The organism is Nocardiopsis sp. ATB16-24, assembly GCF_030271535.1.
GTDB lineage: Bacteria > Actinomycetota > Actinomycetes > Streptosporangiales > Streptosporangiaceae > Nocardiopsis.
Genome location: NZ_JASCXJ010000027.1, coordinates 23,575 through 49,592, shown reverse-complemented (window position 1 = coordinate 49,592; position 26,018 = coordinate 23,575). Strand labels below are relative to the sequence as shown.

Here is a 26,018-nt window from a genome sequence, read left to right as displayed (position 1 = left end):
CCGGGGTTGCGTAACCCGGTTTAGAAGATCATCGGTAAGCCGTGTGCGGGAAAACCGCACGCACGGATTGAAAGGGGGATGAGGAAACGGGCCCGGGAACGGGTACCGCGCCTCTGACTACCAATGAGCCCGACCCAGCGGATCGCCCACGCCCTGGCCGAACGGATCGCGTTCCCGGTCACCCATCACGAGGGTGTCTACGGCACCCTGCGCTTCTTCGGCCGGTGGTTCGGCGCCCCCATGGACAACGGTCACGTGCTCACCCGGGCCTGGGCCGAGGGTGACGTGCTCCTTCTGTCCTTCCACGAGGCCGAGTGCCTGCGCGTGTGGAACCCGGCACAGGTCGTCTTCGAGGGAAGGGGGTTCACCCTCCTCGGCGCCGATCGGGTCCGCTGGAACTGGTACTCCTACGGCCGTCCTCGCCTGGCGGAGAACCTGCGCGAGCTCGCCTACACCCTGGAGCCCGGGGGCCTGCGGGTCCGTGAAGACGGAACCGAGCGGGTGGTGCCGGCCTCGGACCGCGCGGTCAGGCTCATCTCCTGGTGAACCGGGGGTGCGCCCCTCACCCGGCCCTGGAGCGGAGGGCGTCCTCGGCCTGGCGGGCGAGGCCGTCCAGGACCTCCTCCCTGCCCTCGGGCACGGTGACGCCGACCTTCACACGGTCGTGGTCGCGTTCCACCGCGAAGGTGAAGAAGGAACAGCAGGACGACTCCCGAGCGACCAGGTCGCGCACCCTCTCCTCGGTCCGCGGGAACGGAACGAGGTACAGGGTCAGTGCGCCGGGGCCGGTGCGGGCCAGGGACCGCAACGCGTCGTCGAACAGCGACGCGAACTCCCGCGATCGCAGCGGCCGTTCGGTGGTGGGCAGTGTGCACGTGTCGGGAATCCAGGTCATCGCCGCACCTCTTTTCCGTTCGTGGACGGACGTGTGCCCCTTCCAACCACGGCGAGGCGCGTTCCATGCCTCCTCACCGCTCTTCGAAGGAAAAGGCAGGACAGAACCACCCGCGCGGTTCCGGCGTCGAACGTGCCGATGGCCCGACCCTTGAGGGAGACAGAGGTACCACGCCCGTGTTCGGAATCCTGCGCCCCTGCCGGCACACCCTGCCCGACGGACTGGCCGAGGAGTGGATGGCGCACATGTGCGGGCTGTGCCTGGCGCTGCGCGACGACCACGGCCAGGCCTCCCGTATCGCCACCAACTACGACGGACTGGTGGTGTCGGTTCTGACGGCCGCGCAGTCCACGGAGTGCGCGGGCACGCGCCGGGCCGGTCGCTGCCCCTTGCGGGGGATGCGCGGGGCCGAGGTCGCCGAGGGGCCCGGTGCGCGTCTGGCGGCGGCGGTGTCACTGCTGCTGGCCTCCGCCAAGATCGCCGACCACATCCAGGACGGCGACGGCCCCTACGCCCGCCGTGGTGTGCGCGTCCTCGCCGGGCGGGTGGCCGGGCGCTGGCGGCGCGACGCGAGCCGGGCGGGCGCCGGACTCGGATTCGACGGCGCCGGACTCGTCGCGGTCATCGATCGTCAACGACAGGTCGAGGAGGCGGCCGGGCCCGGAACCGACGTCCTGGCGGTGACGTGGCCGACCGAGGAGGCCACCGGTGAGGCGTTCGCGCACACCGCGGTGTTGGCGGGGCGCCCCGCCAACACCGAACCGCTACGTGAGGCGGGGCGCCTGTTCGGACGCGTCGCCCACCTGTTGGACGCGGTCGAGGACCGTCAGGAGGACCGGGAGAAGGGCGCTTGGAACCCGCTCACCGCCACCGGCACCGGCCTCGACCGGGTTCGCGAACTGTGCGACGACGCGCTTTTGGGCATCCGGCTGGCGCTGGAGGAGGCGGAGTTCACCGACGACCGACTGGTCCGGGCGCTCCTGGTCAAGGAGGCGCACCGCGCCGTCGCCCGTGGTTTCGCCCACGGTGGGTACCCCCAGGGCCCGCGGCGTCCCCATCATTGCCACCCTCATCAGCCGCCCCACCACCGGCACGGAAGCGGCGACGGTGACTCCCACGCTCACAAGGGCCGTCACGGGGGAGGAAGCGGCTCTGGCGAAGGCGGGAGCACCGGCTGCTGCGACTCCTGTTCGTGCGACACCCCCGCCTTGCGTCACCCGCCCCGACGGCGGGGCCCGCTGGCGGGCTGCGCGGTGGCGCTGTTCATGTGCGGCACCGGTCAGTTGTGCTGCCGCGATCCCCATCCCGGCCCGTGGTCGGGCAGGCCACGCAGCGCCTGGTGCAACGCCTGCGAGTGCTGTGAGTGTTGCCAGTGTTGCGAATGCTGTAAGTGCTGTGACTGAGTAAGGGAGCGGCGTGTGCGACGGCCGAAGCGCCGCACACACCCGACCGCGAACGTGGAGGCGACCGCCTTCCCCGACATCCGCTCACCGGGATTCGTCCCGGTGAGCCCAACGTTCCCCTCGGTGGTCGCGGCGGAACCGGGAGAGTGGTGGGGGACGGCGACGGCCCGCCCCGAAGGCGGTGGGCTCAGGAGACGACGCTGTCGCTCCCGCTCCGGCCTCCACCGGAACCGACGCCCCCTCCGGTCACTTCCTCTGTGAGCGACGCTTCACGGCGTGGCCGTACTGGTCGGGCCAGTCGGGTTCAACGCCCAGTTCGATGGCGGCGCGGTGGGCCCAGTAGGGCTCGCGCAGCAGTTGACGACCGAGCATCACCGCGTCGGCGCGGCCGGAGGCGACGATCTTCTCGGCCTGCCGGGGGTCGAGGACGAGCCCGACGGCGGAGGTGGGGATACCGGTCTCCTGTCGGGCCTGGGCGGCGAAGGGCACCTGGTAGTCGGGCCCCACGGGGATCCGGGCGTCGTGGACCACCCCGCCGGTGGAGACGTCGAGCAGGTCCACGCCCCGAGCCTGGAGCTCCTTGGCCAGAAGGACGGTGTCGTCACCGGTCCAGCCCTGCCTGGGGTCCTGGGGGTCCTCGCTCAGCCAGTCGGTGGCCGAGGTGCGGAAGAACACCGGAAGCTCCTCCGGCCAGACCTCGCGCACGGCCTCCACCACCCGCAAGGGGAAGCGCATGCGGTTCTCGATGTCACCGCCGTAGGCGTCGGTGCGGTGGTTGGCGGCGGGGGAGAGGAAGGAGTGGAGCAGGTAGCCGTGCGCGCCGTGCACCTCGGCGACCTGGAACCCGGCGGCCAGGGCGCGTTCGGCCGAGGCGGCGAAGTCCGCCGCCAGCCGGTCGATCTCCGCCTCCGTCAGCTCGTGGGGGGTCGCGAACCCGGGGAGGGCCTCGGCGCTGGGGGAGACCGCCCGCCAGCCGCCCTCGGCCTCGGTCAGGTGGCCCCCACCGTGCCAGGGCCTGTCGGTGGAGGCCTTACGGCCGGCGTGGGAGAGCTGGACGGCCGGCACGGAGCCGTGGGAGCGCAGGGCCGTGGTGAGGCGGGCGAAGGCCTCCTGCTGACGATCGTTCCACAGCCCCAGGTCCCATGGGCTGATCCGCCCGTCGGGTCGGACGGCGGTGGCCTCGGTCATCACCAGCCCCGCGCCTCCGGCGGCCCGGCTCGCCAGGTGCGTGAGGTGGAAGTCGGTGGGCGCTCCGGTCTCGTCCCCTTCCGAGGCGGCGGAGTACATGCACATCGGGGACATCCACACGCGGTTGGGGATCGTCAGCGACCGTAGGGACAGCGGGGTGAACAGGGAACTCACGGTAGGTCCTTCGTGTCGGCGTCGTCGGGGGCGTCCTGGCGGGCGACCCTCGTACGATAGCCGCCGTACTACGATCCTTGTCAAACTACGAGGATTCTCGTACTTTGTGGAAGGAGTCACGTCGACGGAGGGTCGGAGCATGTCCAAGGCCAGTCAGGTCGGCGCGGGGCGGCGGCTTCACCACCCCGATCGCGACGAGATCCGCCTGGAGCCGGTACTGAGCGCGCTGGCGGACCCGATACGCCTGCGGATCGTGCGCACGTTGGCGCGGGGCCACGGCGACATGTCCTGTGTGGCCTTCGACCTGCCGGTGAGCAAGTCCACCTCCACCCATCACTTCCGGGTGCTCCGCGAGGCCGGGGTGATCCATCAGTACTACGAGGGGACCTCGCGCATGAGCCGGCTGCGCGAGGAGGACCTCGAAGCGAGGATGCCCGGACTGCTCGCCGCGATCCTGGGCGCCTCCTAGACCGGGGTCCCGGCTCGTACGGTCGCCGTGGACCGCCCCCCACACCCGCCCCGGCAGCCCGAACGGCCCTGTAGGGCCGGTCCGCGATCCGGGTCATCACCTGGGGCGCGTCTCGCCGTCCCGCCGAACAACGCCCGCCGGTCGATCTCACCGACGACGAAGCGGTCGTCGGCGTCGTCGATCGGGACCGGGCCGGATCGTCCACGGGAGAGGGGCGCCCGGCGGCCCTGCGCGCGGACCATGGCGACGGCGACCCGGGCGATGTCCTCCCACGACCGCCTCCGAAGTCTTCCGACATCCGGTCGTGGGTGAGCGACGAGACCCGGGGAACGGACCGACGCCCCGTGCCCCCGACCGGGTCCGGTCAGCCCTGCGGAGCCGTCCAGGGCCCCTCGCACAGGCGGTGTTCGAGCCAGCGGGTGTCCACGGCGCCCGCACGGAACCGCTCGTCGTCCAGCAGGTACCGGTGCAGGGCCTTGGTGCTGCTCACCCCCGCGATCTCCCACTCCTCCAGCGCCTGCCGGGCCCGCGCCAGGGCCTGGGAGCGGTCCGCGCCCCAGCAGATCAGCTTGGCCAACAGGGAGTCGTAGAACGGGCTGATCGTGTCCCCGGTGACGAACCCGGTGTCCACCCGCACACCCGGACCACCGGGAACGGTGAAGGCGTCGAGCGTTCCGGGGGTCGGCGCGAAGTCGCGTTCGGGGTCCTCGGCGTTGATCCGCAGTTCCACGGCGGCGCCGTTCAGCACCACGTCGGACTGGGCGAACGACAGGGGGGCGCCCGCGGCGATCCGCAGCTGTTCGGCGACCATGTCCACCCCGGTGACGCACTCGGTGATGGGGTGCTCGACCTGGATGCGGGTGTTCATCTCCATGAAGTACACCGCCTCGTCCGGGCCGACCAGGAACTCCACGGTCCCCGCGCCCACGTAGCCCACGTGGCGGGCCAGCCGCACCGCCGCGTCGGCCACCTCCGAACGCAGGGCGTCGCTCAGACCGGGAGCGGGCGCCTCCTCCACCAGTTTCTGTCGGCGTCGCTGCACCGAACAGTCGCGTTCGAACAGGTGCACGGCGTTGCCGTGGGTGTCGGCGAGGACCTGCACCTCGATGTGGCGCGCCCCCTCCACGGCGCGTTCCAGGTAGAGGGTGCCGTCACCGAAGGCGGCGGCCGCCTCCGCCCCGGCTCCCGGGAACACCTCGGCCAGTTCGTCGGGGGAGAACACGGGGCGGATGCCACGACCGCCCCCGCCCGCGGACGCCTTGATCAGCACCGGGTACCCGATCTCCTCGGCCTCCCGCAGCGCCGCGTCCACGTCGGTCAGGGGACCCGTTCCCGGAGCCACCGGGACCCCGGCCTCGACCGCGGTCCGCCGGGCGTGGGACTTGTTCCCCATCGCGGCGATCACCTCGGCGGAAGGACCGACGAAGATCAGACCGCGCTCCTTTACCGCGCGGGCGAACGCCTCGTTCTCGGAGAGGAACCCGTAACCGGGGTGCACGGCGTCCGCTCCCGTGTCGACGGCCGCCTCCAGCACGGCGTCGACGTTCAGATAGGACTTGTGCGCGGGCGAGGCCCCGATGTGCCGGGCCTCGTCGGCGAGCCGTACCCAGTGCGCGTTCTCGTCGGCCGTGGAGTACACCGAGACCGCCTCGATCCCGGCCGTGTGGCACGCACGGATGATCCGCAACGCGATCTCGCCCCGGTTGGCCACCAGGACCCGCCGTAGTTCGTTCAATGGCTCTTTCCCGTCGTGGCTGTGGTCCGCGGTCGTGTCCGCCGTCCGGGGTGGGGACGTGAGCGCCCGCCCCCGGACGGGACGACCCTCAGTCCTCCAACTCGGCGATGTCCTGGCTGATGGCCACCTCGTCACCGTCCTCGACCAGGAACCGGGTGAGCCTGCCGGACTGGTCGGCCTTGACCTCGTTGAAGTTCTTCATCACCTCGACCAGGGCGATCGTCTGACCCTCCTCGATGGTCTCGCCCTCCCGGACGAAGGGCTCCTCCTCGGGCGAGGGCCGACGGTAGATGACTCCGGGCATCGCCGTCTTGATGGTCGTCACGTGTGTCCCCTCCTGTTGTCGGGCGTCGGTGGCCCTCGCGTCGGTTCCGTCTCAGGCGTGTGCGCCCTGCTCCCGCAGCGCCCGGCGTACGCGTTCGAGTCGGGCGTGCCGGTCCGCGCGGGCCTCCAGGGCCGTCCGTAGGTCCACCGACTCGAAACGGACACGGTCACCGGTCTTGGCCTGGGCGATCCGGTCCAGGTCCGCCGAGACGACCGTGCCCACCGTGGCGTAGCCTCCGGCCGTGACCGCGTCGTTGAGCAGGACGATCGGCTCGTCCCCACCGGGCACCTGGATGGAGCCCAGGGGATAGCCCAGGTCGACCACGTTCGCGGGGTCGCTGCCGGCGCCGTGGGGCGGTTCTCGGTCCACGAAGTCGAACCGGCCGCCGTGGAGCCGGTAGCCGATCCGGTCGGCGTCCTTGGTGACCTTCCACTCCGTGGAGGTGAACACGCGCATGGACTCCTCGGTCACGCGGTAACTGCACAGACCGATCATGGTGCGCAGGAGCGCGACGTCGGGAAGGTCGGGACGCAGGGCCTCCTCGACCGCGCTGCCCACCCTGGGCGGGTCGGCGATCTCCTCCTCGCCCAGGGGGAGCCGGTCGCCGTCGGCGAGCCGTCGTCCCTCGAACCCGCCCAGCCCGGTGAGGGTGTAGGTGGATCGGGCACCGAGATAGACCGGCACCGCGACCCCGCCGCTGATCGCGATGTACAGGCGCGCCCCGGCCGTGAGCATGGAGAATTCCAGCACGTCCCCCGAACGGACCTCCAGCACCTGCCAGGTGGGCACCGGTTCGCCGTTGACCGTGACCGGGGCCGAGGCGCCGGTCACCGCCACGCGCCGGTCGTCGGTGAACTCCAGGGTCGGGCCGACGTAGGTCGCCTCCAGCGCGGCCGCCCCGTCGGGGTTGCCGACCAGCATGTTGGCCACACGGTAGGAGAATCGGTCCATCGCCCCGGAGGGCGGTATCCCCAACGAGTAGTACCCGTCGCGTCCGGTGTCCTGCACGGTGGTGTGCAGGCCACCGCGTACCACGACCACTTCACCGCTTCGGGTGCTCATCGGTACAGCACCTCCAGGATCTGGGCGTTCACTCCGTCGGGGTCGGTCAGGAAGTGCGCCGGGGCGAACTCGAACTCCCGGATCCGGTAGCGGAACGTGCCCCGCTCCACCTCGTCGCGGATCGCGTCGAACTCCGAGCGGTCGATGGACCTGTAACGCAGGATGTCGCCGGGGCGGGGGAAGACGATGCCGTCCTCGAAGTCGGCCAGGCGCTGGGTGCGGTCGAACACCGGGGCCGGCGCGAGTCCGAAGAGCTGGTATCCGCCGGCGCCGCGCACCGGGTAGACCACGGCGAACGCGCCGCCGTACCCGAAGGCCCGCTCGGGGGTGTCGGTGCGCGGACGGACGTACTTGGGGACCTCGATCTGCCGCTCCCGAGGCACCATCTGGTAACAGAACGGCAGGCCCGGCACGAAACCGATCATGGTGACCAGGAACGGGGAACCGGACAGGGCCTCGACCAGTTCTCCGACGGAGGCGAAGCCGTTGACGCGTGCCGCGTACTCCAGGTCGGTGGCCTCGGGGTCCTGGTGCCTGTCACGGAACCTCATGAGGGTCTCGTGGGTCCAGGGGTCGTCGTACAGGACGGGAACGTCGACCACCCGGGTCCGTACGGCCTTGTCCGGGGCCAGCGGCGCGACCGAACGCTCCAGGCCCTCCAGGTGACGCACCAGTTCGGCGGGATGGAGACGGTCGGGATCGACCCGGATCAGGTAGGAGGCGTTCGAGGGGCAGATGTCCAGCACGCCCTCCAGGTTCTCCTCCTGGAGCGCGGAGGTGATGGCCATGGCCTTGAAGTTGGCCTCCAGGCTCATGGCCCGGTCGAGTTCGACGAAGACGAACTCGTCCCCGCCGTGGTCGTAGCGGGCCGGTGGCAGCTCCACCGATGCGTTGGCCATGGGTCCTCCCTCGTGGACGCCGTCCCCGGACCTTCTTTGGACATGCACCTTCCCTGGACATGCTGGACCGTACCCGTTGACCAGGCCAAAGATTGGTGTCCTCGGCGTGTCCGCCGGGGCGGATCCGGGCATGGGCGAGGGCATGGACGGGGCGTCACGGGAGGTTCGCCGATGAAGAGGCTCATTGATCTGAACGCCGACGCGGGGGAGAGCTTCGGCAGGTGGCGGCTGGGCCAGGACGAGCGGTTGTTGCCCCTGGTCTCGTCGGTGAACGTGGCCTGCGGCTGGCACGCGGGGGATCCGGCCACGATGCGCGGTTCGGTGGAGTTGGCCAGGTCAGGGAGAACGGCGTTGGGGGCGCACCCCGGGCTGCCCGATCTGGCGGGTTTCGGACGCCGGTCGATGAGGCTCTCGCCCCAGGAGGCCGCCGACGCGTGCGTGTACCAGTACGGGGCGCTGCGGGCGTTCGCCGAGGGCGCGGGGGTGGACGTCCACCACGTCAAACCCCATGGCGCGCTGTACGGTCTGACCCTGCGCGAACCGGAGATCGCCGACGCCATCGCCGACGCCGTCACCGCGCTGGGGATGATCACGGTGCTGTTGGCGGGCCCCACCGCGGACCGTGCCGCGGCGCGGGGGGCCCGGGTGGCCCGTGAGGCGTTCGCCGATCTGGAGTACGACGACGGCACCATCGTCATCGAACCCGATCCGCGGCCCAAGGACCCCCGGGCGTGCGCCGAGAAGGCCCTGGGCGTCCTCCGTGGCGAGGTGGTCTCGACCACCGGCGCCCGGATCGCCGTGGACGCCGACACGATCTGCATCCACGGGGACCGCCCCAACGCCCCCGAGATCGCCGAGGAGATCATCCGGGCGTTCGAGGCGGAGGGAGTGCGCATGGCGCCCATGGCGGAGGTGCTCGCCGCCCGGGGTGCCTGAACCGGACGCCTGCCCGGGCCCCGATGGTCGCACCGGGGCCCGGGAGCCAGGCGTCCACGCCCCGCTGCGGCGTGGCGGTCACGCTCAGAGGCCGAACCCGCGGACGCGGTGCTGCATGACCCGGTAGGGCCAGCCCTGCTCGGTGTTCCACTGGCTGACGGTCAGGTGCAGGTCGTCCAGCGTGGACCCGGGGATGATGTAGCCGCCGTAGAGCTGGGCCACGTGGAGGTCGTCCTCGTGGCCCCACGCCCCGCCCCGGATCAGGGTGCGGCGATGGGCCGTGTACAGGTTCGACGTGGGGGTGTCCATGATGATGCCGTCGATGCGGTAGTCCCCGGCGTTGAACCAGGTCAGAACCCACTTACCGCCCAGCGGGCGCAGGCACAGCTCGCCGAAGGCGCCCTCCAGGATCGGTGTGGGCGGGTTGCCCCAGCCCCAGGCGCCGTCGCGGTACCCCCACGGTTCGTAGGCGGCCGGGTCGGCGATGGCCACGGAGGGCACCCGATGCAGGATGATCGGTCGGCTGCGGGTGAAGGAGGTGGAGTAGACGTAGACGTAGCCGTCGTTGCCCTCGCCCCAGCTGAGCAGTTGGAACAGGCCGCCGTGCAGGCCGGAGTCGAAGTGCGCGCCGGTGTGGACCCAGGTGGCGCCGGAGTCGTCGGACCGCCAGATCTCCGTCCAGACCACGTTGCCCAGGCCGTTGTTGACCATCGCGTGCAGGTACATGGTGCCGCCGATGGTGATCACGTCGGAGGGCAGGACGGTGGTGAACACCGGGTTGTCGTGGTCGTAGTGCCACAGCTGGTGGGCGGCCTCCCCTCCCACGGCGCCCGACCACTCCACCCCGGCGTCGAGGTCGGTGGTGGTGGAGTACAGGGCGGTGGGGGAACGCCACCACCCGCCGCCGACCCAGGCGTGTTCGAAACTGTCACCGAAGACGAAGAGCATCCGCCCGTCGGGGGTGCGGGCCGGGATGCCGAGGTCGGTGGCCTCCATCCGGAAGCGCGTGGTCGAGCCGGGGCCGGTGAGGTCGGCGATCTTGGTGACCTGGAGTGCCCGTCGGGGGTGGGGGTCGTCGGCCCTGGCGGGAGAGGCCGCGCCGAGCAGTAGCCCGGAGCCGAGGAGTGCGCCGGCCGAGGTGCGAAGGAAGGCGGCCCGGCCCATCCGCGGGGGGTCGACCGGATTGGGGGGAGGGTCGATCAAGGTCGCTCCTACTCGTGAGTAGTCGGTCACCCAGGATCATCGACCGGTGAGCGTGGTGTCAATCACACGGTGCGTGTGAAGGGCCGGGGGAGGCCCGTCCCGAGGAGGGCGGGCCCGTGCACCGGGACGGAACCGCGCACTGTCGCCGCGCGGCCCCGCAGGGGGCGAGGGCCGGTGAGCCTCGGGGGCCGACGGGCCCGGCGGGTCAGGGCACCTCACCACGAGGCGATGAGGGGGTCCCCGTGGTCGCCGCGCCGCCACTGTTCACTGAGACGGCCGAGCCGCTCCTGGGAGGCGATACCGCGCACGGCCGCGATCCTGTCGCCGCGAACGTCCAGCAGCACCACCCCCACCACCCGGTCGGCGAGCGCGGCGATCATGGCGGGCGAGCCGTTGACCACGCCGGCGTGGATCGACGGAGAGCCACCGGCCAGCCTCCGCTTCGCCGGAGTCGGTGTGAAGCCGGCCCGTATGACGGCGGCGACCCGCTCGGGAGAGGAGTACCGCAGCAGCTTTCCGGCCAGCCCGGCGCCGTCGGTGATCGCGACGGCGTCGTCGGTCAACAGCGCCACCAGCCGCTCCGTGCGCCCTGAGGAGGCGGCCTCGACGAACGCCTCGACGACCCGACGGGCCAGGGCCCGGTCGACCTCGGCGGTGTCGCGCTCGGCGGCGACGCGGCGCCGGGCCCGGTGGGCGTGCTGTTGACTCGCGGACTCGGTGATGTCGAGGATCTGGGCGATCTCGCCATGGCCGTAGGAGAAGGCCTCCCGCAGGACGTAGACCGCCCGTTGGACGGGCGAGAGGCGTTCCAGGAGCATCAGCACCGCCAGGGTCACCGATTCGCGCTGCTGGGCGGTGTCGGCCGGTCCCAGCATCGGGTCGCCGTCCAGGAGCGGTTCGGGCACCCAGGCGCCGACCGCGCGTTCGCGTCGTGCCCTCGCCGAGCGGAGCCTGTCCAGGGCCAGGTTGGTGACCACCTTGGTCAGCCACGCCTCGGGAACCTCGATGTGTCCCCGGTCGGCGGCCTGCCAGCGCAAGAACGCGTCCTGAACGACGTCCTCGGCGTCGGCCGCCGAACCGAGGAGGCGGTAGGCGAGCGAGGCCAACCGGTTCCGGCCGGCCTCGAACAGCTCCACGGAGGTGGCGTCCATGAGGGCCACGTTAGTCGGCGGCCATCTCGACGGAACGGACCGGCGCACCGACCAGACGGCGCCTGCGCGCCGGCAGTCCGTAGGTCGGGTGGGCCATGTTCCAGATGGTGCCCCGGAACACGAACGCCTTGAAGCCCGCGGCCGGCCGACCGCGCAGGGACCAGGAACTCGACCGTGCCTCGCCGTCGACCGGTTGGAAGATCCCGTCCCCTCGGCCGAGACCGATGCAGTTGCCGAAGTAGGTCAACGGGGTCCGCATGCCCGTGCGTCCGGTCAGGTCCGCGAGGATCGCGGCCGTCGCCCGCATCCGGGTGAAGCCCGCAGAGGCGCAGGACATCGGCAACGGTCGCCCGTTCTCCCCGAGTGCGTGCACGCTGTCGCCGGCGGCGTACACCCCCGGGTGAGAGACCGAGCGCATCATGGTGTCGACCGTGATGCGGCCGTCCTCCTCGACGGCGAGGCCGCTGGAGGCGGCGATGGGGTGGACGGCGAAACCGGCAGCCCACACGGTGACGTCGGAGGCGAGGACGGTGCCGTCGGCGGTGACGACGCCGTCGTCCCGCACGCGTGTGACGGTGGTGTCCTCGTGGACGGTGATACCGAGCCGGTCGAAGGCGCGCCGCAGGTGGCGTCGGGCCTTGGGGCCCAGCCATCCGCCCGGTTCGCCGGTGGTGGCCAGGGCCACGCGCAGTCCCGGGTGGGACTCGGCGATCTCGGTGGCGGTCTCGATCGCGGTCAGGTTGCCGCCGACGACCAGTACCCTTCCGTCGCCGCCCGGTTCGTCCAGGCGTCGGCGCAGACGCAGCGCCGCGGGCCCCTCGGCGACGTGGAAGGCGTGCTCGGTCACTCCCGGTACACCGTGGTCGGCGATGGTGCTGCCGAGCGTGTAGAGGAGGGTGTCGTACGCGAGCAGGTCGGTGCCCTCGTCGTCGACCACGGTGACGGTCCGCCGTTGGGCGTCGACGGCGGTGACGCGTGCCCGGCGCAGTCGGACGCCGGTTCCCGCGAACATCTCCGCCAGCCCGTGGCGGCGCGGTCCCCGGCCGGCGGCCACCTGGTGCAGGCGTATCCGCTCGACGAAGTCGGGTCCGGCGTTGACGACGGTGATCTCGACGTCGTCGGGGTGCAGGTGACGAGCCAGGTACCCGGCGGCGGAGGCCCCGGCGTACCCTGCTCCGAGAATGAGGATGCGGTGCCGCATGTTCGTGCTCCTGTCTGTTCGCTCCCCCTCTGAACGAGACGGGACCCGGATCCCTGACAGGAGCAGAATGTGACCTAAGTCACATTCGGGGGATGGTCGGCCCTCCCGGTGCCCCGAGCGCTCAGGAGAGGGGCACCGTGGCCCGATCCTCCCCGTCCTCCACGTGCCCGGTAGCATTCCGGTGACCCACGCGCCCCCCGGATCCTCGGCGTGGGCGCCCCATCGCACACTCCGTACGCGCCGTGGACCCCACGGCCGTACGTTCGCACACCCAAGGTGATCCAAGGTTGTACGCAGGTACCTTCTCGATCGTCGCCTACGACGTCGCCACGAGAACGTGCGGTGTCGCGCTCAGCAGCAGGATGCCGGCGATCGGCGCCTTCTCGGTGTTCGCGCACGCGCAAGCGGGTGCGGTCGCGACCCAGGCGCTGATCAACCCGCTGCTGGGCGCCGACGCCCTGGAACTGCTGCGCTCCCACGGCGCGGAGGAGGCGCTGCACCGGGTCTTGGAGACCGACCCGGCGGTGGACTCGCGGCAGGTGGCGATGGTCGACGCCACGGGAGGCGCCGCCGCGTACACCGGCCCCGAGACGCACCCCTGGAGCGGCCACAGGACGGGGGAGGGCTACGTGGTGGCGGGGAACATCCTGACCGGAGCCGACACCCTCGACGCGATGGCGGAGCGTTTCGAGGCCGGTGCGGGGGAGCGGCTGGACGAGCGGCTGTTGGGCGCCCTGGAGGCGGGGCAGGCCGCCGGCGGCGACAGGCGGGGTAAGCAGAGCGCCGCGCTGTACGTGCACACCGGCCGCCCCTACCCCTACGTGGACCTGAGGGTGGACGAGCACCCCGACCCGGTGGTCGAACTGCGCCGGGTCCACGATGTGGCCAGGCGCGAGTTGCTGCCGTTCGTGGAGGCCATGCCCACGCGTGAGCGGCCCGCGGGAGACTTCGCACGGCTGCTGGAACTCGACCAGGACTGAGCCCGGCCACCTCGCGCGCGGCGACCTCGTGAGGAGGCGGTACGGGCGCCATGGGCGGGCCGGTGCCGGTCGGACACGACCCGCCCGCGCGGAACGGACGTTCGACCGCTCTCGCCGCGCGGCCCGGTGATCCTCGAGGCGGTGGTCACGGAGCCGCCGGGCCCTCACGCCGCGCGGAGGCGGTGTGAGGGCCCGGGAGAAGGGTCAGCAGCGGGTGTTGATGGTGTTCTGGATGGACGACTTCTCGGCGGAGGTGACCGAGAGGCCGTAACGGTACTTCACGTTGACCCAGGACTTGACGTAGGAACAGTGGATCGCGGTGCGCGGGGGCATCCACTGCGAGGGGTCCCTGTCGCCCTTGGAACGGTTGCTGGAGGCGCTGACGGCCCACAGCTGTGGGGAGTTCACGTCGTTGGCGAAGTCACGGCGCTTCGCCGTGGTCCAGGTGTCGGCACCCGAACGCCAGGCGTCGCTGAGCGGCACCATGTGGTCGATGTCGAACTCGGAGGCGTTGCCCGTCCAGACCCCGTCGTACTCGCTGGACCACCGTCCCGACGTCGCCCGGCAACTGCCGTCGACCTGGACGGTGTGGCCGTCGCGGCGCAGCACGTACTCGCGCGCGTCGCACGTGCCCTGCACGATGACCCAGTGCGGGAACAGGCTGCGGTCGTAACCGGCGCCGCTGCCCTTGGGGCGCACGGTCAGGGAATTGAGCTGTGACTGCGCTGCGGCGGTGGAGGGGATGCCGGGCGGGAGGACGTGGTGGGCGGCGGCGGGGGTCGCCCAGCCCAGGACGGCGACCAGGACCGCCACGACCGTCGTGGCCAGGAGACCGAGCAGCGCTCGGGGCGTTCTGGAGGGGAGGGGGGACTCGGAGGAGGGGAGGGGGGAACTGCGCAACGTGGTTGCTCCGCTTCGAAGAGAAGGGGGAACGGACGTCCCCACGATGCTGGCTCGGCTCTTCGTCGGCTAGCCCCCTGCGGTGAAATCCTCACCACCGGAGGGTTTCCCCGGGACGACGCCTCGGGTGAAGGCCGGGCCGCACGGTCCCGACGGCCCACCGTTTCCCGGGGAGACACCCCGTGGCCCCCGCCGGGGTGCGCGTGCCGACCAGGGCGCGACCCCGGGCGGACACCGGCACGGTCGGACCCTGGGAGAGGCGAGGACCTCGGATCGAACATCCTTGGGCGAACGCCCCGTTCGCTGGAGTACGGTGGCAGGTACGTGGTCATCACCATCCGTTCCGACGGTGTCACCTACGGGCATCGTGCCGTGGTCCGCGGGGTAGGGGAGACGCCCGCTTGAGGGACCCGCCCACCTCCACGGTGCCCGCTCCACACCGCCAGAGGACCACGACCACCGTTCCGAGCCGTCCAGGAGGAACGGTCCACACCACCCGTTCATCGTCGCGGCCGGCCCCGAGCACGACGCGGCGGAGCGGAGAGCGGGTCACGTCCTCGTGCCCGCCCTTGACGAAGGAGGCCCATGCCCACCGGATCCGTCGGCGACCACATGGTCGGCCAGACCGACTCCTCCACCGACGCGCCCATCATGCTCGAACTGGTCGACGAGGACGGGACGACGATCGGCACCGCGGAGAAGCTGTCCGTGCACATCGCCCCCGGACGGCTGCACCGGGCCTTCTCGGTCTTCCTCCTCGACGAGCGGGGGCGTCTGTTGCTCCAACGTCGTGCCCTGGGCAAGTACCACTCACCGGGAGTGTGGTCCAACACCTGCTGTGGCCATCCCTACCCCGGTGAGACGCCCTTCGCCGCCGCCGCCCGCCGCACCGGCCAGGAGCTCGGAGTGGCGCCCGCGCTGATGCGCGAGGCCGGGACCGTGCGCTATGACCATCTCGACACCGACACCGGACTGGTGGAGCAGGAGTACAACCATCTCTTCGTCGGGCTCGTGCGGGACACACCGCGACCCGACCCCGAGGAGATCTTCGAGACCGCGTTCGTCGACTCCGCCGAACTGGAGCGGATGCGGGCGGAGAAGCCCTTCTCGGTCTGGTTCCCCACGGTGTGGGAGACCGTGCTTCCTCGGGTACGAGAACTGGCGGGCGACCGCGGCTGGTGAGGCGCGCTCAGGGCAGAACGCGGCGCGGTCCCTGGGGCGGATGCGGGCGCGCACCCCACTCCCGGGGATAGCCCAGGGAGACCTCCACGTGGGGCACGCCGTCGACCATGATCGTGCGCGGAATGTGCAGGTGACCGTAGACCACCGCGCGGGCCCGGTAGCGCACGTGCCAGTCGGCGGTGGCCTCGGTCCCGCACCATTGGGCGAACTCGGGGTGGTGGAGGATCCGGGTGGGTTCGCGCACCAGCGGAAAGTGGTTGACCAGCACGGTGCGCACGTCCGGCCCCAGCGCGTCCAACCTCCCGCGCGTGTACTCCAGCCGGGCGCGGCACCAGGCGTCACGTCCGGGATGGGGGTCGGGGTGGAGCAGGTACTCGTCGGTGCACACCACCCCCGCCGCGTGGGCGACGGCCAGGGCCTCGGCCTTGGTCCGGGTCCCCGCCGGCCGGAAGGTGTGGTCGTACAGGACGAACAGCGGGGCGACCGTGACCGGGCCTCCGGGTCCCTCCCAGACGGGGTAGGGGTCCTCTGGGGTGTGCACCCCTAGTTCGCGCAGGGCTCCCACCAGATGGTCGTAGCGTTCCTGCCCGCGCAACGGCACCGGGTCGGAGGGGACGGTCCACAGGTCGTGGTTGCCCGGGACCCAGACCACGGTGGAGAATCGCTCGGCCAGCAACCGCATCGCCCAGAGGATGTCGGTGGTGGTCTCGGCGACGTCACCCGCCACCAGGAGCCAGTCCTCCTCCGACTCCGGTCGCAGGGCTTCGGTGAAGGCTCGGTTGTCACCGTGCCGGACGTGCAGGTCGCTGATGGCGAACAGGCCCATCCCGCCGCCTTTCCGTGTCGGCTGAAGTACGCGGTAACCCTACTGGGGGGCGCTCACCCCTTCCGGAGGGGGCCGACGGCATCCGGCCCCGGGTACCGGCGTCCGTGGGGAGTTTGGCGCGGTGTTCGCAGGTCAGGGGGAGAGCGGAAGGCGGGCGGGGCGGGCACGGCCCCGCCCACACGAGGGGGGACGATGATCACCTACCAGGAACTCCTGCACCATGTGATCCAGGAGGGGAACGCGGTCGACGACGACGAGGCCCGCCGGGCGTTGGAGGCCGTGACCGGTGAACTGGCCCGGCACACCGACCCCGACACACGCGAGTACCTGCGCGAGCAGATGCCCGCCGCGCTGCGCGACCACATCCCGCGGCAGCGAGGGGAACCCGCACCGGACACCTCCGGAGCGATGGCCGTCAACGTCGCGGAGATCGTCGGCTGCCCGCCGGAGAAGGGGGTGCGGCTGATGGGAGCCGTGCTCGCGGGGATCAGGCTCGGCGAACCGGCGCTCGCCGACGAACTCGCCGACCAGCTGCCCGAGGAACTCGCCCGCTGGGCCCGCGACCCCGAGGGAACACGCGGACGCGGCGACACCGGGCAGACGGACGCACCGAGCAGACTCGACCAGGCGACGTTGGAACGCGCCTTGGAACGACTCACCTCCTGGGAGGGCGACACCGCTGGTCTGACCAGGGAGGTGGAGTTGCCGAGGGAACGGATCACGCCACTGGTGAACCAGGCCGAGCGCGCCGCGCGCCGGCTCGGTCACTCCTTCGAGCACCACCTCACCGACACCGGAGTGGCCTTCACCGTGCGCACGACCGGCGTGGACGCGGTGACCACCAGGGACATCGAGATGGCCGAGCGCATCGACGAGGCGGTGGACCAGATCGGTTCGGGCGGTTGAGTTCGTTCCGAGCCGCCCACGGTGGCAGGATGTCGTCGGCGGCGCGTCGGCCGCGGACCGGCACGGTCGGCCCCGGCGGAACCAGTGAACGTACGTCGGTGCCAGGCGCGTCCGTCCCGGAGCGGGCCCGGGAAGAACGGGTGTGACGTCCTTGCGGTCACCTGTGGTGTCCGCCGTGGCGGGCGCCGCGCGGCGCCCGCCACAGCACGCGTACAGCACAACCGGAAGGGTCGGCCCGTGGTCGAACGCAGAGCCCTGGACATGGACTCCCCGGCGGTCAGCGACCGCTTCCGGCTGTTCAACTTCACCAGGCGCGACGACCACGTCACCTACCTGTGGATCCTGCGGGCCATGGACCGGTTGCGCGAGGTCCACCAGGTCCAGGTCGCCCCCGACGACGTCGCCGCCGCACTACGCGAGCTCGCCACGGCCCATCCCGAGGCGCCCGTCGTCGGCCGGGGTCTGCGTGACCGTCTGGACGAACTCCACGCCGACCGCGTCGTGCACCGCTTCGACGACGCCTCACGGGCGGGGAACCTCGCTCGCTACCGCAACCGCCAGTCGGTGTACCAGTTCAGCGAACTCGGCTACTGGGCCTACCAGGCGGTCGAGAACCTGCTGGGCGCCCGCATCGAGGACGTCAACCTCTCCCGTCTGGTCTTCTCCGAGGTCCTGGACGACCTGCGGGCGCTGGCCGAGGCCAACCGCACGGGACGGGACGAACAGGTCTACCGTCGGCTCTCGCGCCTGGACTCGGTCATGGAGGACATGGGGCGCCGCTCCGCCCAGTTCCACGTCACCCTCGGTGAGATCCTGCGCTCCACCGACGCCTCACCGGACGTGTTCCTGCGGCACAAGAACGCTCTGCTGGTGCACATGAGCGACTTCATGGCCGAACTCGACCGCTACCTGCCCCGCCTGGACCGGGCCGTGCGCGAGGTGGAGGAGACCGGACTGGCCACACTGCTCTCCCGCGCCTGCGAGAGCGACGAACGTCTGTTCATGGGCCGTGAGGAACGCCTGGCGGACTGGCGCCGCCGCTGGCAGGCCCTGCGCGCCTGGTTCGTCTCCGACGACGCCGTCCCCACCCGCGCCGCCGAACTGCACGCCGCCACCCGCTCGGCCGTCTCGGGGGTCATCGCGCTGCTGCGCCAGATCACCGAGGCCCAACGCGGGGGCATCAACCGCTCCACCCAACTGCGGCACCTGGCCGCCTGGGTGTTCGACACACCCGACGACGGCGCCGCGCACGCGTTGATGGGCGCCGCCTTCAACGTGCGCTCCGCCCGTCACCTGGGCGCGGCCCACGATGACGACGAACAGATCTCGCCGACCATGACCTGGTGGGACGCCCCGGGGGTGGAGGTGTCGGTCACCCTGTTCCGCAGCGGGAGCACGCCCACCGCGGGGGTGCCCAGGCCGGTGCGGCGCAACCCCGGCGCGCAGGCGCGCCTGCGCGGGGCCCAGGCCGCGGACCGGGCGGCCGAACGCCGGGCCGCGGATCGTCTCATCGACCAAGGCGCCCACGGCCGCGTCCTGGACGAGGCCGACACCCGCGTCCTGCTGCGCCTGGTCACCCGTGCCCTGGAGGGCCGTACCGTCGTCGCCGGACGCCTGTCCTCGGCCTCCGCCACGGGCGACGGCACCATGGTCCGTCTGGTCCCCGACCCCGCGGGCAGCACCGTCCGTACCAGCCACGGCCGTCTCCACCTGCCGGGCCTGCGCCTGGAGGTCAGCGGTCACCGACCCCGAACGAAGAACCCCTGATGCCGCGACTCTTCGCCCGCACGATCGCCCCCGCCGACCTGGGCTCCTACCAGCAGGCCATGCGCCGGGTGCTGACCTGTGACCTCATCACCGCCACACGCCCGCGCGCCGGCGTGCTGCGACAGGTACTGGAATGGGCCGACGAGTTGGCCAACGACCTGGAACGGCTCTTCGGCCACACGCTGATCGCCACCACCGACCACGTGCGTCTGGTCCGCGAACTCGACATCCTGGACCCCACCCAGCGTCAGATCTTCGCGCGCAGGGGCCGACCCTTCGACCGGCGCAGACTCGCCTACCTGTGCCTGCTGCCGGCCGCCTTCCAGCGCTCACAGATCGAGATCAGCCTCGCCGACCTGGTCGACCGTCTCGTCCCCATGGCCAACGCGATCGAGGGGCTGGGCTACGACCCCACCGACGGCGCGCACAAAGCGGCGCTGGTCGACGTCGCCCACTGGTTGCTGGACCGTGGCGCCCTGCACCTGTCGGACGGCTCCCTGGAGGCATGGGCCTCGGGGGGAGGACAGGGGGACGCCCTGTTCGACATCGACCACGAGGTGTGCGAGGTGCTCTTCCGCCCCGCCCGGCCGGTCCAGCACCTGGACAGCGTCGCCGGACTGCTCGCCGACCCCCTCACCGACGCCTCCCCGCGCGAGCAGGTGGCCCGCCGGGCCAGGCGTCTGCTGGTGGAACAGCCGGTGGTCTACTACGGCGACGTCGAACCCGAGGTCGCCGCCGTCCTGCGCGACCGGAGGGTGATCGAGGACCTGACCCGCGCCACCGGGCTCAAGGTCGAACGCAGGGCCGAGGGCGTGCTGTTGGCCGACCCCGCGGGCACCTTCACCGACCGGCCCTTCCCCGGCAGGGGAGGAGCGGTCAACCGCACCGCGGGACTGCTGCTGGCCAAGACGGCCGACCTGTTGGAGACCTCCCTGGCCGCGCTGACCTTCCTGCCCGTCCCCACCCGCGCCGCCGACCAGGCCGCACTCGTGCGCAGCGTGGACGCGGGCCTGCCCCGCGAGGGGGTCGTGGACGCACTCGTCCAGGCCGTGGAGACACCCGTGCGAGGCGGGGAGAGTCCCACGCCGCCCGAGGCGCCCCTGGTGGAGCGAGCCCGGTGGGAGGGCATGATCCACGAGCTCTTCGCCGAGTTCGGCGCCTCCTCCTTCGGCGGCGCCTGGCAACAGGACCCCTACGGCCTGCTGGACGCCGCACTGGACCTGCTCGCCGAGCTCTCCCTGATCCGCCCGGTCCCCGGCGGCGCGCTCGTCCTCCCCGCCGCCCTGCGCTACCGCAACCTCCAGGGCGCCCTACCCGAACGCGCCGACGACGGGCAGTTGCCCCTGGGACTGGAGGAGTCCGCACCGGCCGCCGAAGGGCGGCCCTCCGCCCCCGCCACCACAGCCGCCCCCGCCCCCTCGAAGGGAAACTGATGTCCAGGGACCGATTCCGGCCCAGCCGAGCAGGCGTGATCAACATCTGGGACTACGTCGACGAGGAGTTCGTGTTCGCCGACGGGCGTCTGGTGCTGCGTGGACACAACGGCTCGGGCAAGACCAAGGCCCTGGAGGTGCTCTTCCCGTTCATCCTCGACGGGTACACCGACGCCCGCCGGCTGGACCCCTTCAGCGGCCAGAACCGCACCATGAAGTCCAACCTCCTCTACCGGGGCCAGGACACCGAGTACGGATACGTGTGGATGGAGTTCGCCCGTCCCGCGTCCGGATCGGAACGAGGGCCGGGGAACGTGGAGACGGTCACCCTCGTCATCGGACTGCGCGCGCACCGCCACCGCGACGGCGTCGTCCCCTCCTTCTTCGTCACCGACCGACGCCTGGGTGTGGACTTCGGCCTGCTGGCGGCCGACGGCCGTCCGCTCACCGAGCGCCGGCTCAAGGAGGCCCTGGGCGAGGACGCCCACCATTCCACCGCCGCCGACTACCGGCGCGCGGTCGACGCCCGCCTGTTCGGGCTGGGGGAGCGCTACGTCCAACTGCTCGATCTCCTGCTGGCGTTGCGCCGCCCCCTCCTGGCCAAGGACCTGGACCCCGAGAAGGTCTCCGAGACCCTCACCAGTGGACTGAGCCCTCTGGACGAGGAACTCCTCGACCAGGCCGCCCGCGACTTCACCAACCTGGCGGCCGTGCAGCGCCGCTTCGACCAGGCCGCCGCCGCGCACACCGCGACCACGACCTTCCTGGAGGAGTACGCCTCCTATCTCACCGTCCACGCCCGCCACCGCCTGTCCCGCGTGCGCACCGCCGCCGACCAGGCGGCGGAACAGGCCCGCGCCATCACGGAGGCCCGCCGCACCCGCGAACAGGCCGTCCTGGCGCACGCCGAGGCCACCAAGGAGGCCGAGGCGTTGGACGCGCGGATCCAACGCCTGGTGGCGCGTAAGAGCGGACTGGAGGCGCACGAGGCCTTCCGCAGCCACGCCGCCCTGGAGATCGAACGCGCCCACAACGCCGAGACCGCCCGCGTCCTGACCGAACAGCGGGAGCGGCTGGACGAGCAGGCCGGGGAGATCGTCGCCCTGGAACGGGAGGCCGACCAGGTCGCCGCCGACCTCGAACACGCGCGGGCGCGCATGGAGGAGCTGGCCGCGGAGCTGGACCGCAGCGGTGAACAGGCCGGACTCGTCCACGATGGGGAGGGACCGCTCGACACGGGCGAGGACCTGCCCCGGACGGCCCAGGCACGCGCGACCGCGCGTCACGACGACGTGGCCGCGGTACGCGAGCGCCTGGACGGCCTGGCCCGGGCCGAGAACGCGCGCGGCATCGCCGAGCGGGCCGCGTCCCGGGCCGAGGACGGGTTCGGCGACCACGAGAGGAAGTGCGAGCAGGCCTGCGACGAACTGGCCGAGGCCCGGCGCGAGGCGGCCGAGGCCCTCACCGTGTGGGCGGGCCACTGGGCCCAGGGTCCGGCGCCGATCGCCGACGCCGACTGTGTCGAGGCACTGGGCCGGGCCCTGGAAGGGGTCGGCGAACCGGGGACCCCCGCCCTGACGGAGGTCTACGGCGAGTACACCGACCCCAAGCGCCTGGACACCTCCACGCACGTGCACGCCCTGCGGACCCGGCGGGACCGGATCGACTCCGAGATCGAACTCGCGCACCGTGAACGTCGGGACATCGCCGCCGAACGCGACGACGCCCCGCCCACCGACGACCTGCGCACCGCCTCGCGTCGGGACCGCCCCGGCGCCCCGTTGTGGCGACTGGTCCGCTTCGCCGACGGGATCGAGGAGGCCGAGGCCGCCGCCGTGGAGGGAGCCCTGTACGGCGCGGGCCTGCTCACCGCCTGGGTCCACCCCGACGAGGAGACCACTCGCGCCGCTCTCGCCGACGGTGAGGCCGACGCCTACCTGCTGGCCTCTCCGGCCACCGTCGTCGACCAGGGCCCGACCCTGGCCGACGTGCTGGTCCCCGAACACCAGGACCTGGTCCCCGAACACGTCATCGCCCGCGTCCTGGCCTCGGTACGCCTTGACCGCTCCGCGCACCACACCGGAGACGGGGAACCGGTGAGGGGCGCGCACACGGTCACCATCGGGGCCCGATTCGCCCAGGGGATCCTCGTGGGAGCCAGGCCCAAGGCCGCCCCCGAGTTCATCGGCGCCACCAACCGCGCCCAGCGCCGCCGCGAACGCCTGGAGGCCTGCGACACACGCCTGGGCGCACTCACACGTCAACGCGAGCAGACCACCGAACAGCTCGACCGGGCCACCGAACTCCTGGAGGCGTTCACCCGGGCACGAGGAGCCCTGCCCGCGACCACGTCCATCGACCTGGCCGTGCGCCGCGTCGCCGAACGTTCCGCCCTCCTGGCGTCGGCACGGGTGGAGAGCGAGGAGCGGCGACGTGAACTGGACGCCGCGGTCGCCGAGGTGGACGCCCACCGCCACCAGGTGCGCACGGTGGCCGAGGAACGCGCCATGCCCGTCCGGCCCGAGGCCGTGGACGCCGTCGCCCGAGCCGTGGATGACTTCCTACAGGCCGCGCGTGCCCTGCACGGTGCGCGTACCGAGGCCGAACGGCGCACCGCGGACCTGGACGGCCGCAGGGAGACCGCCGCACGCCTGCGGGACCGGCTGGAGCAGGACCGGGAGCGTCACGAGGAGCGGGTGCGCGAGCACGAGAGGGCCGTGGCCGAACTGGCCGCCAAACAGGAAGGCATCAGCGCCCCCGTCCAGGAGCTCATGACCGCGTTGGAACAGGTCGGGCAGGACCTGCACAGGGCCCGCGCGCAGCACCAGCGCGTTCGGAAGGAGGCCTCGACCGCCAACGAGGCCATGATCCGTGCCGACGAGAAACTGGCGGGCGGGCACAGGGCGCTCACCGACGCCCTGGCCCTGCTGTTCGCGCAGGCCGAGGAACTCGCCGCGCTCACCCCCGCCGACCTGCGCGCGATCATCGGAGCGGACACCGGACCCGTCTGGCCCGACCGGCACCTGTGGCCCACCGCGGAACGGGCCGCCGAACAGGTCCTGGTGTCGGACCCCGAGGACCCCGGGACGGCCGTGCGCGCCGTGCTGCCCGGACAGGCCGCGGAGGTGCTCGACGCCTTCGCCGCCGCGGTCGGCCCCGGGTCGACCGTCACCGAAGGCGACCTGAAGTCCGCCTCCACCGGGATGTCCGGCTCCCTGCGCGTCTTTCAGGACACCCTGGGCGGTGACGCCGGGGGCTACCGTGTCGACCACGACCTGGACGCCGGCGGCGTCATCACGGTGTACGTCAACGACGAGACCGGACGCAACCCCGTCTCCGCCTTCGCCCGCGCCATCTCCACGCGCGTCGAGGAGCAGGGCGCGCTCCTGGCCGACGAGGAACGGGGCGTGCTGGAGGACGAACTGATCACCGGGATCGCACAACAGATCCACGAACGCGTGCGCGCGGCCCGCGACCTGGTCGCCGGCATGGACCGGGACACCCGGTCGCGTCCCATGTCCTCGGGCACCCGGATCGGGATCCGGTGGAGCCGCTCGGACCGTCTCACCGAACACCAGGCCACCGCCGCTCGGTTGGCCAAACGCGACGCCACCGGCCTGGGGCCCTCGGGGCTGGAGCAGTTGCGCGAGGTCCTACGGAGGATGATCGGCGAGCACCACGCCGCCCACCCCCGCGCCACCTACAAGCAGATCCTGTCGGCGGTACTGGACTACCGCACCTGGTACCGGTTCGAGTTGCGCCTGGCCGTGCCCGGACAGGAGGAGGTCAGGCTCACCAAGAACAAGCACGAGCAGATGTCGGGCGGGGAGAAGTCCGCGGCGATCCACCTGCCCCTGTTCGCCGCCGCCAACGCCCTGTACACCTCCGCCAGGCCCACCTGCCCGCGGATGGTCGCCTTGGACGAGGCCTTCGCCGGGATCGACGACCGCTACAAGCCCGAGTTGATGGGGTTGACGGTGACCTTCGATCTGGACATGTTCATGACCGGGCACGATCTGTGGGTCCACTACGACAGCGTCCCCATGGCCGCCCACTACGACATGCACCACGACAAGGGCGCGCACACCGTCTCGGCGATGCTCATGCTCTGGGACGGCACACAGACCATCGACGCCGACGCCGGATTCGCCGGCAACGAGGAACTGGCGGCCGAACTGCTGGGCATCACCCCCAGCCGGCTCACGCCCCTGTCCTCGGAGGGAACGCTGCTGGAGGAGGCCGGTGACCGCCGGTGACCGAGGAGACGGGCGGTGGCCCCCGCTCCCGGCGCACACGCGCGCCGGGAGCGGGGGCCGCCGGGACGAGGACCCGCTGACGGCACCGGAGGAGTCCCGGTCGGGCCGTCAACGCAGATGGGAGGCGCCGTTGAGGTCGAGAACGGCCCCCGAGGACCAGACCGCCTCGGGTGAGGCCAGATGGCACACGGCCGCGGCCACCTCCTCGGGGCGGGCCACCCGACCGAAGGGGCTCTGCGCGCGGACCTGGTCGGTGAGCCGATCGGCCACGCGCTCGGTCTCCACGAACCCCGGCGCCACCGACGCGACGGCGATACCGTACGGGGCCAGCGCGACCGCCAGCGACTGGCCCAGCGCGTGCAGGGCGGCCTTGCTCGCGCCGTAGGCGGGATGGTCGGGTTCCCCCTTGAAGGCGCCTCGGGAACCGACGTTGACGATGTGTCCTCGGACGCCCCGGTCGATCATGTTCCGGGCCGCGAGGTGGCTGACGTCGGCCGCCGCGAACACGTTCACGTCGAAGGTGGACCGCCAGGCCCGTCGCCACCGCTCATGGGAGGTCGTCACCGGGGGATGCGGGGTGTTGATCGCGGCGTTGTTGACCACCACGTCGATCCCGCCCATGCGCTCCACCACCCGCGCGACCAGGTCGGCCGCCGCGTCGGGTTCGCCGAGGTCGGCACGCACCAGGATGTGCCCCTCACCGGACAGAAGTTCCAGGGTGCGGCGTGCCTCCCGCGGCCGGGACGAGCAGTGGACGGCGACGCGTTCTCCCCGCTCGGCGAAGGCCACGGCGATCGCCCTGCCGATCCCCCGGGAGGCGCCGGTGACCAGGACGTTCCTGCTCACGAGCGGCCTCCCCTGAGCGTGCCGGGGACGGTGGCGCGGGTTCTCGGATGCTCTGGCATGGGTGAAGTCTAGGCCGCGTTCTTCGCCGCGTTCCGCCTCGGTCGGTGGTCGGCGGCCCCGAGAACGGAGGTCCTCCGGCGCTCGTGGTGCGACCGAGGGGAAGGGGTCCTGGCGGCCTCGGCGCCCTTTGGGCCGCGTGCGAGCCCTCATCGGACCCGGTGGCTCGGCCGACCCCCGAGCGTGCACGGGTCCCGGTCCCGCGTCCGGACCCGGACGCGGGA

22 protein-coding genes are annotated in these 26,018 nt (G+C 71.9%); 10 read left to right on the top strand and 12 right to left on the bottom strand.

Annotated elements, in window-relative coordinates:
• Positions 1–123 precede the first annotated feature (123 nt).
• Complete coding sequence (locus PFX91_RS21890; RefSeq protein ID WP_285734806.1) at positions 124–546, top strand: hypothetical protein; 423 nt, start codon at positions 124–126, stop codon at positions 544–546.
• Positions 547–562: 16 nt separating this feature from the next.
• Here PFX91_RS21890 and PFX91_RS21885 read toward each other — a convergent pair whose 3' ends face one another.
• Entirely contained in the window at positions 563–895 is a 333-nt protein-coding gene (locus tag PFX91_RS21885; RefSeq protein WP_285734804.1) for a hypothetical protein, read from the bottom strand.
• Between the two features lie 176 nt (positions 896–1,071).
• Here PFX91_RS21885 and PFX91_RS21880 point away from each other — a divergent pair, with 176 nt between their 5' ends.
• The gene (locus PFX91_RS21880; protein WP_285734801.1) at positions 1,072–2,298 is read left to right on the top strand and encodes a DUF5685 family protein; all 1,227 of its coding nucleotides are present in this window, start codon (positions 1,072–1,074) and stop codon (positions 2,296–2,298) included.
• 246 nt (positions 2,299–2,544) lie between these two features.
• On the opposite strand, the gene PFX91_RS21875 is transcribed toward PFX91_RS21880, so the two are convergent.
• Positions 2,545–3,660: an NADH:flavin oxidoreductase/NADH oxidase gene (locus PFX91_RS21875; RefSeq protein ID WP_285734799.1), complete on the bottom strand. Its 1,116-nt coding sequence runs from the start codon at positions 3,658–3,660 to the stop codon at positions 2,545–2,547.
• 139 nt (positions 3,661–3,799) lie between these two features.
• Between PFX91_RS21875 and PFX91_RS21870 the strand changes: the two genes are divergently transcribed.
• Positions 3,800–4,129 (top strand): ArsR/SmtB family transcription factor, encoded by a 330-nt coding sequence (locus PFX91_RS21870; RefSeq protein WP_285734797.1) that lies wholly within the window; start codon positions 3,800–3,802, stop codon positions 4,127–4,129.
• Positions 4,130–4,493: 364 nt separating this feature from the next.
• Here the strand turns inward: PFX91_RS21870 and PFX91_RS21865 are convergent, their stop codons facing one another.
• The 4 genes from PFX91_RS21865 to PFX91_RS21850 all read right to left on the bottom strand — a co-directional run bounded on the left by PFX91_RS21865 (position 4,494) and on the right by PFX91_RS21850 (position 8,150).
• Positions 4,494–5,864 carry an acetyl-CoA carboxylase biotin carboxylase subunit gene (locus tag PFX91_RS21865; protein ID WP_285734795.1) on the bottom strand — a complete coding sequence of 457 codons (1,371 nt, stop codon included), beginning with the start codon at positions 5,862–5,864 and terminating at the stop codon, positions 4,494–4,496.
• A gap of 88 nt (positions 5,865–5,952) precedes the next feature.
• Complete coding sequence (locus PFX91_RS21860) at positions 5,953–6,189, bottom strand: acetyl-CoA carboxylase (protein WP_285734793.1); 237 nt, start codon at positions 6,187–6,189, stop codon at positions 5,953–5,955.
• A 51-nt stretch (positions 6,190–6,240) separates the two neighbouring features.
• On the bottom strand, positions 6,241–7,251 hold the full coding sequence (locus PFX91_RS21855) for a 5-oxoprolinase subunit C family protein (protein WP_285734792.1): 1,011 nt from the start codon (positions 7,249–7,251) through the stop codon (positions 6,241–6,243).
• The gene (locus tag PFX91_RS21850) at positions 7,248–8,150 is read right to left on the bottom strand and encodes a 5-oxoprolinase subunit B family protein (RefSeq protein WP_285734790.1); all 903 of its coding nucleotides are present in this window, start codon (positions 8,148–8,150) and stop codon (positions 7,248–7,250) included. The genes PFX91_RS21855 and PFX91_RS21850 overlap by 4 nt, the downstream gene beginning before the upstream one ends.
• A 171-nt stretch (positions 8,151–8,321) precedes the next feature.
• Between PFX91_RS21850 and PFX91_RS21845 the strand changes: the two genes are divergently transcribed.
• Complete coding sequence (locus tag PFX91_RS21845; protein ID WP_285734788.1) at positions 8,322–9,086, top strand: LamB/YcsF family protein; 765 nt, start codon at positions 8,322–8,324, stop codon at positions 9,084–9,086.
• A gap of 84 nt (positions 9,087–9,170) precedes the next feature.
• Here PFX91_RS21845 and PFX91_RS21840 read toward each other — a convergent pair whose 3' ends face one another.
• The 3 genes from PFX91_RS21840 to PFX91_RS21830 all read right to left on the bottom strand — a co-directional run bounded on the left by PFX91_RS21840 (position 9,171) and on the right by PFX91_RS21830 (position 12,641).
• Positions 9,171–10,289: a glycoside hydrolase family 183 protein gene (locus PFX91_RS21840; RefSeq protein ID WP_285734785.1), complete on the bottom strand. Its 1,119-nt coding sequence runs from the start codon at positions 10,287–10,289 to the stop codon at positions 9,171–9,173.
• A 215-nt stretch (positions 10,290–10,504) separates the two neighbouring features.
• Positions 10,505–11,440 (bottom strand): sigma-70 family RNA polymerase sigma factor, encoded by a 936-nt coding sequence (locus PFX91_RS21835; RefSeq protein ID WP_285734783.1) that lies wholly within the window; start codon positions 11,438–11,440, stop codon positions 10,505–10,507.
• A 10-nt stretch (positions 11,441–11,450) separates the two neighbouring features.
• A complete protein-coding gene (locus PFX91_RS21830; RefSeq protein ID WP_285734782.1) occupies positions 11,451–12,641 on the bottom strand; it encodes an NAD(P)/FAD-dependent oxidoreductase in 1,191 nt (396 codons plus the stop codon).
• 287 nt (positions 12,642–12,928) lie between these two features.
• Between PFX91_RS21830 and PFX91_RS21825 the strand changes: the two genes are divergently transcribed.
• Entirely contained in the window at positions 12,929–13,621 is a 693-nt protein-coding gene (locus tag PFX91_RS21825; protein ID WP_285734780.1) for a DUF1028 domain-containing protein, read from the top strand.
• Between the two features lie 204 nt (positions 13,622–13,825).
• On the opposite strand, the gene PFX91_RS21820 is transcribed toward PFX91_RS21825, so the two are convergent.
• Positions 13,826–14,461 (bottom strand): HNH endonuclease family protein, encoded by a 636-nt coding sequence (locus tag PFX91_RS21820; protein ID WP_285734807.1) that lies wholly within the window; start codon positions 14,459–14,461, stop codon positions 13,826–13,828.
• Between the two features lie 645 nt (positions 14,462–15,106).
• Between PFX91_RS21820 and idi the strand changes: the two genes are divergently transcribed.
• On the top strand, positions 15,107–15,703 hold the full coding sequence (gene idi, locus PFX91_RS21815) for an isopentenyl-diphosphate Delta-isomerase (RefSeq protein WP_285734778.1): 597 nt from the start codon (positions 15,107–15,109) through the stop codon (positions 15,701–15,703).
• Positions 15,704–15,710: 7 nt separating this feature from the next.
• Here idi and PFX91_RS21810 read toward each other — a convergent pair whose 3' ends face one another.
• A complete protein-coding gene (locus PFX91_RS21810; RefSeq protein ID WP_285734776.1) occupies positions 15,711–16,529 on the bottom strand; it encodes a metallophosphoesterase family protein in 819 nt (272 codons plus the stop codon).
• A gap of 192 nt (positions 16,530–16,721) precedes the next feature.
• On the opposite strand from PFX91_RS21810, the gene PFX91_RS21805 reads away from it, so the two are divergent.
• The 4 genes from PFX91_RS21805 to PFX91_RS21790 all read left to right on the top strand — a co-directional run bounded on the left by PFX91_RS21805 (position 16,722) and on the right by PFX91_RS21790 (position 24,891).
• Complete coding sequence (locus PFX91_RS21805) at positions 16,722–17,435, top strand: DUF2267 domain-containing protein (protein ID WP_285734774.1); 714 nt, start codon at positions 16,722–16,724, stop codon at positions 17,433–17,435.
• A 237-nt stretch (positions 17,436–17,672) separates the two neighbouring features.
• A complete protein-coding gene (locus PFX91_RS21800; protein WP_285734772.1) occupies positions 17,673–19,202 on the top strand; it encodes a TIGR02677 family protein in 1,530 nt (509 codons plus the stop codon).
• Positions 19,202–20,635, top strand: a complete 1,434-nt coding sequence (locus PFX91_RS21795; RefSeq protein ID WP_285734770.1) for a DUF2398 family protein — start codon at positions 19,202–19,204, stop codon at positions 20,633–20,635. The genes PFX91_RS21800 and PFX91_RS21795 overlap by 1 nt, the downstream gene beginning before the upstream one ends.
• The gene (locus PFX91_RS21790; RefSeq protein WP_285734768.1) at positions 20,635–24,891 is read left to right on the top strand and encodes a TIGR02680 family protein; all 4,257 of its coding nucleotides are present in this window, start codon (positions 20,635–20,637) and stop codon (positions 24,889–24,891) included. Before PFX91_RS21795 ends, PFX91_RS21790 begins: the two co-directional genes overlap by 1 nt.
• Before the next feature lie 108 nt (positions 24,892–24,999).
• On the opposite strand, the gene PFX91_RS21785 is transcribed toward PFX91_RS21790, so the two are convergent.
• Positions 25,000–25,737 carry an SDR family NAD(P)-dependent oxidoreductase gene (locus PFX91_RS21785; protein WP_285734766.1) on the bottom strand — a complete coding sequence of 246 codons (738 nt, stop codon included), beginning with the start codon at positions 25,735–25,737 and terminating at the stop codon, positions 25,000–25,002.
• Positions 25,738–26,018: the final 281 nt, after the last annotated feature.

Coding starts and splice junctions, on each gene's coding strand:
- PFX91_RS21890 (WP_285734806.1), top strand. CDS start 124: ATGAGCCCGACCCAGCGGATCGCCCACGCCCTGGCCGAACGGATCGCG.
- PFX91_RS21885 (WP_285734804.1), bottom strand. CDS start 895: ATGACCTGGATTCCCGACACGTGCACACTGCCCACCACCGAACGGCCG.
- PFX91_RS21870 (WP_285734797.1), top strand. CDS start 3,800: ATGTCCAAGGCCAGTCAGGTCGGCGCGGGGCGGCGGCTTCACCACCCC.
- PFX91_RS21855 (WP_285734792.1), bottom strand. CDS start 7,251: ATGAGCACCCGAAGCGGTGAAGTGGTCGTGGTACGCGGTGGCCTGCAC.
- PFX91_RS21850 (WP_285734790.1), bottom strand. CDS start 8,150: ATGGCCAACGCATCGGTGGAGCTGCCACCGGCCCGCTACGACCACGGC.
- PFX91_RS21845 (WP_285734788.1), top strand. CDS start 8,322: ATGAAGAGGCTCATTGATCTGAACGCCGACGCGGGGGAGAGCTTCGGC.
- PFX91_RS21835 (WP_285734783.1), bottom strand. CDS start 11,440: ATGGACGCCACCTCCGTGGAGCTGTTCGAGGCCGGCCGGAACCGGTTG.
- PFX91_RS21830 (WP_285734782.1), bottom strand. CDS start 12,641: ATGCGGCACCGCATCCTCATTCTCGGAGCAGGGTACGCCGGGGCCTCC.
- idi (WP_285734778.1), top strand. CDS start 15,107: ATGCCCACCGGATCCGTCGGCGACCACATGGTCGGCCAGACCGACTCC.
- PFX91_RS21810 (WP_285734776.1), bottom strand. CDS start 16,529: ATGGGCCTGTTCGCCATCAGCGACCTGCACGTCCGGCACGGTGACAAC.
- PFX91_RS21805 (WP_285734774.1), top strand. CDS start 16,722: ATGATCACCTACCAGGAACTCCTGCACCATGTGATCCAGGAGGGGAAC.
- PFX91_RS21795 (WP_285734770.1), top strand. CDS start 19,202: ATGCCGCGACTCTTCGCCCGCACGATCGCCCCCGCCGACCTGGGCTCC.
- PFX91_RS21790 (WP_285734768.1), top strand. CDS start 20,635: ATGTCCAGGGACCGATTCCGGCCCAGCCGAGCAGGCGTGATCAACATC.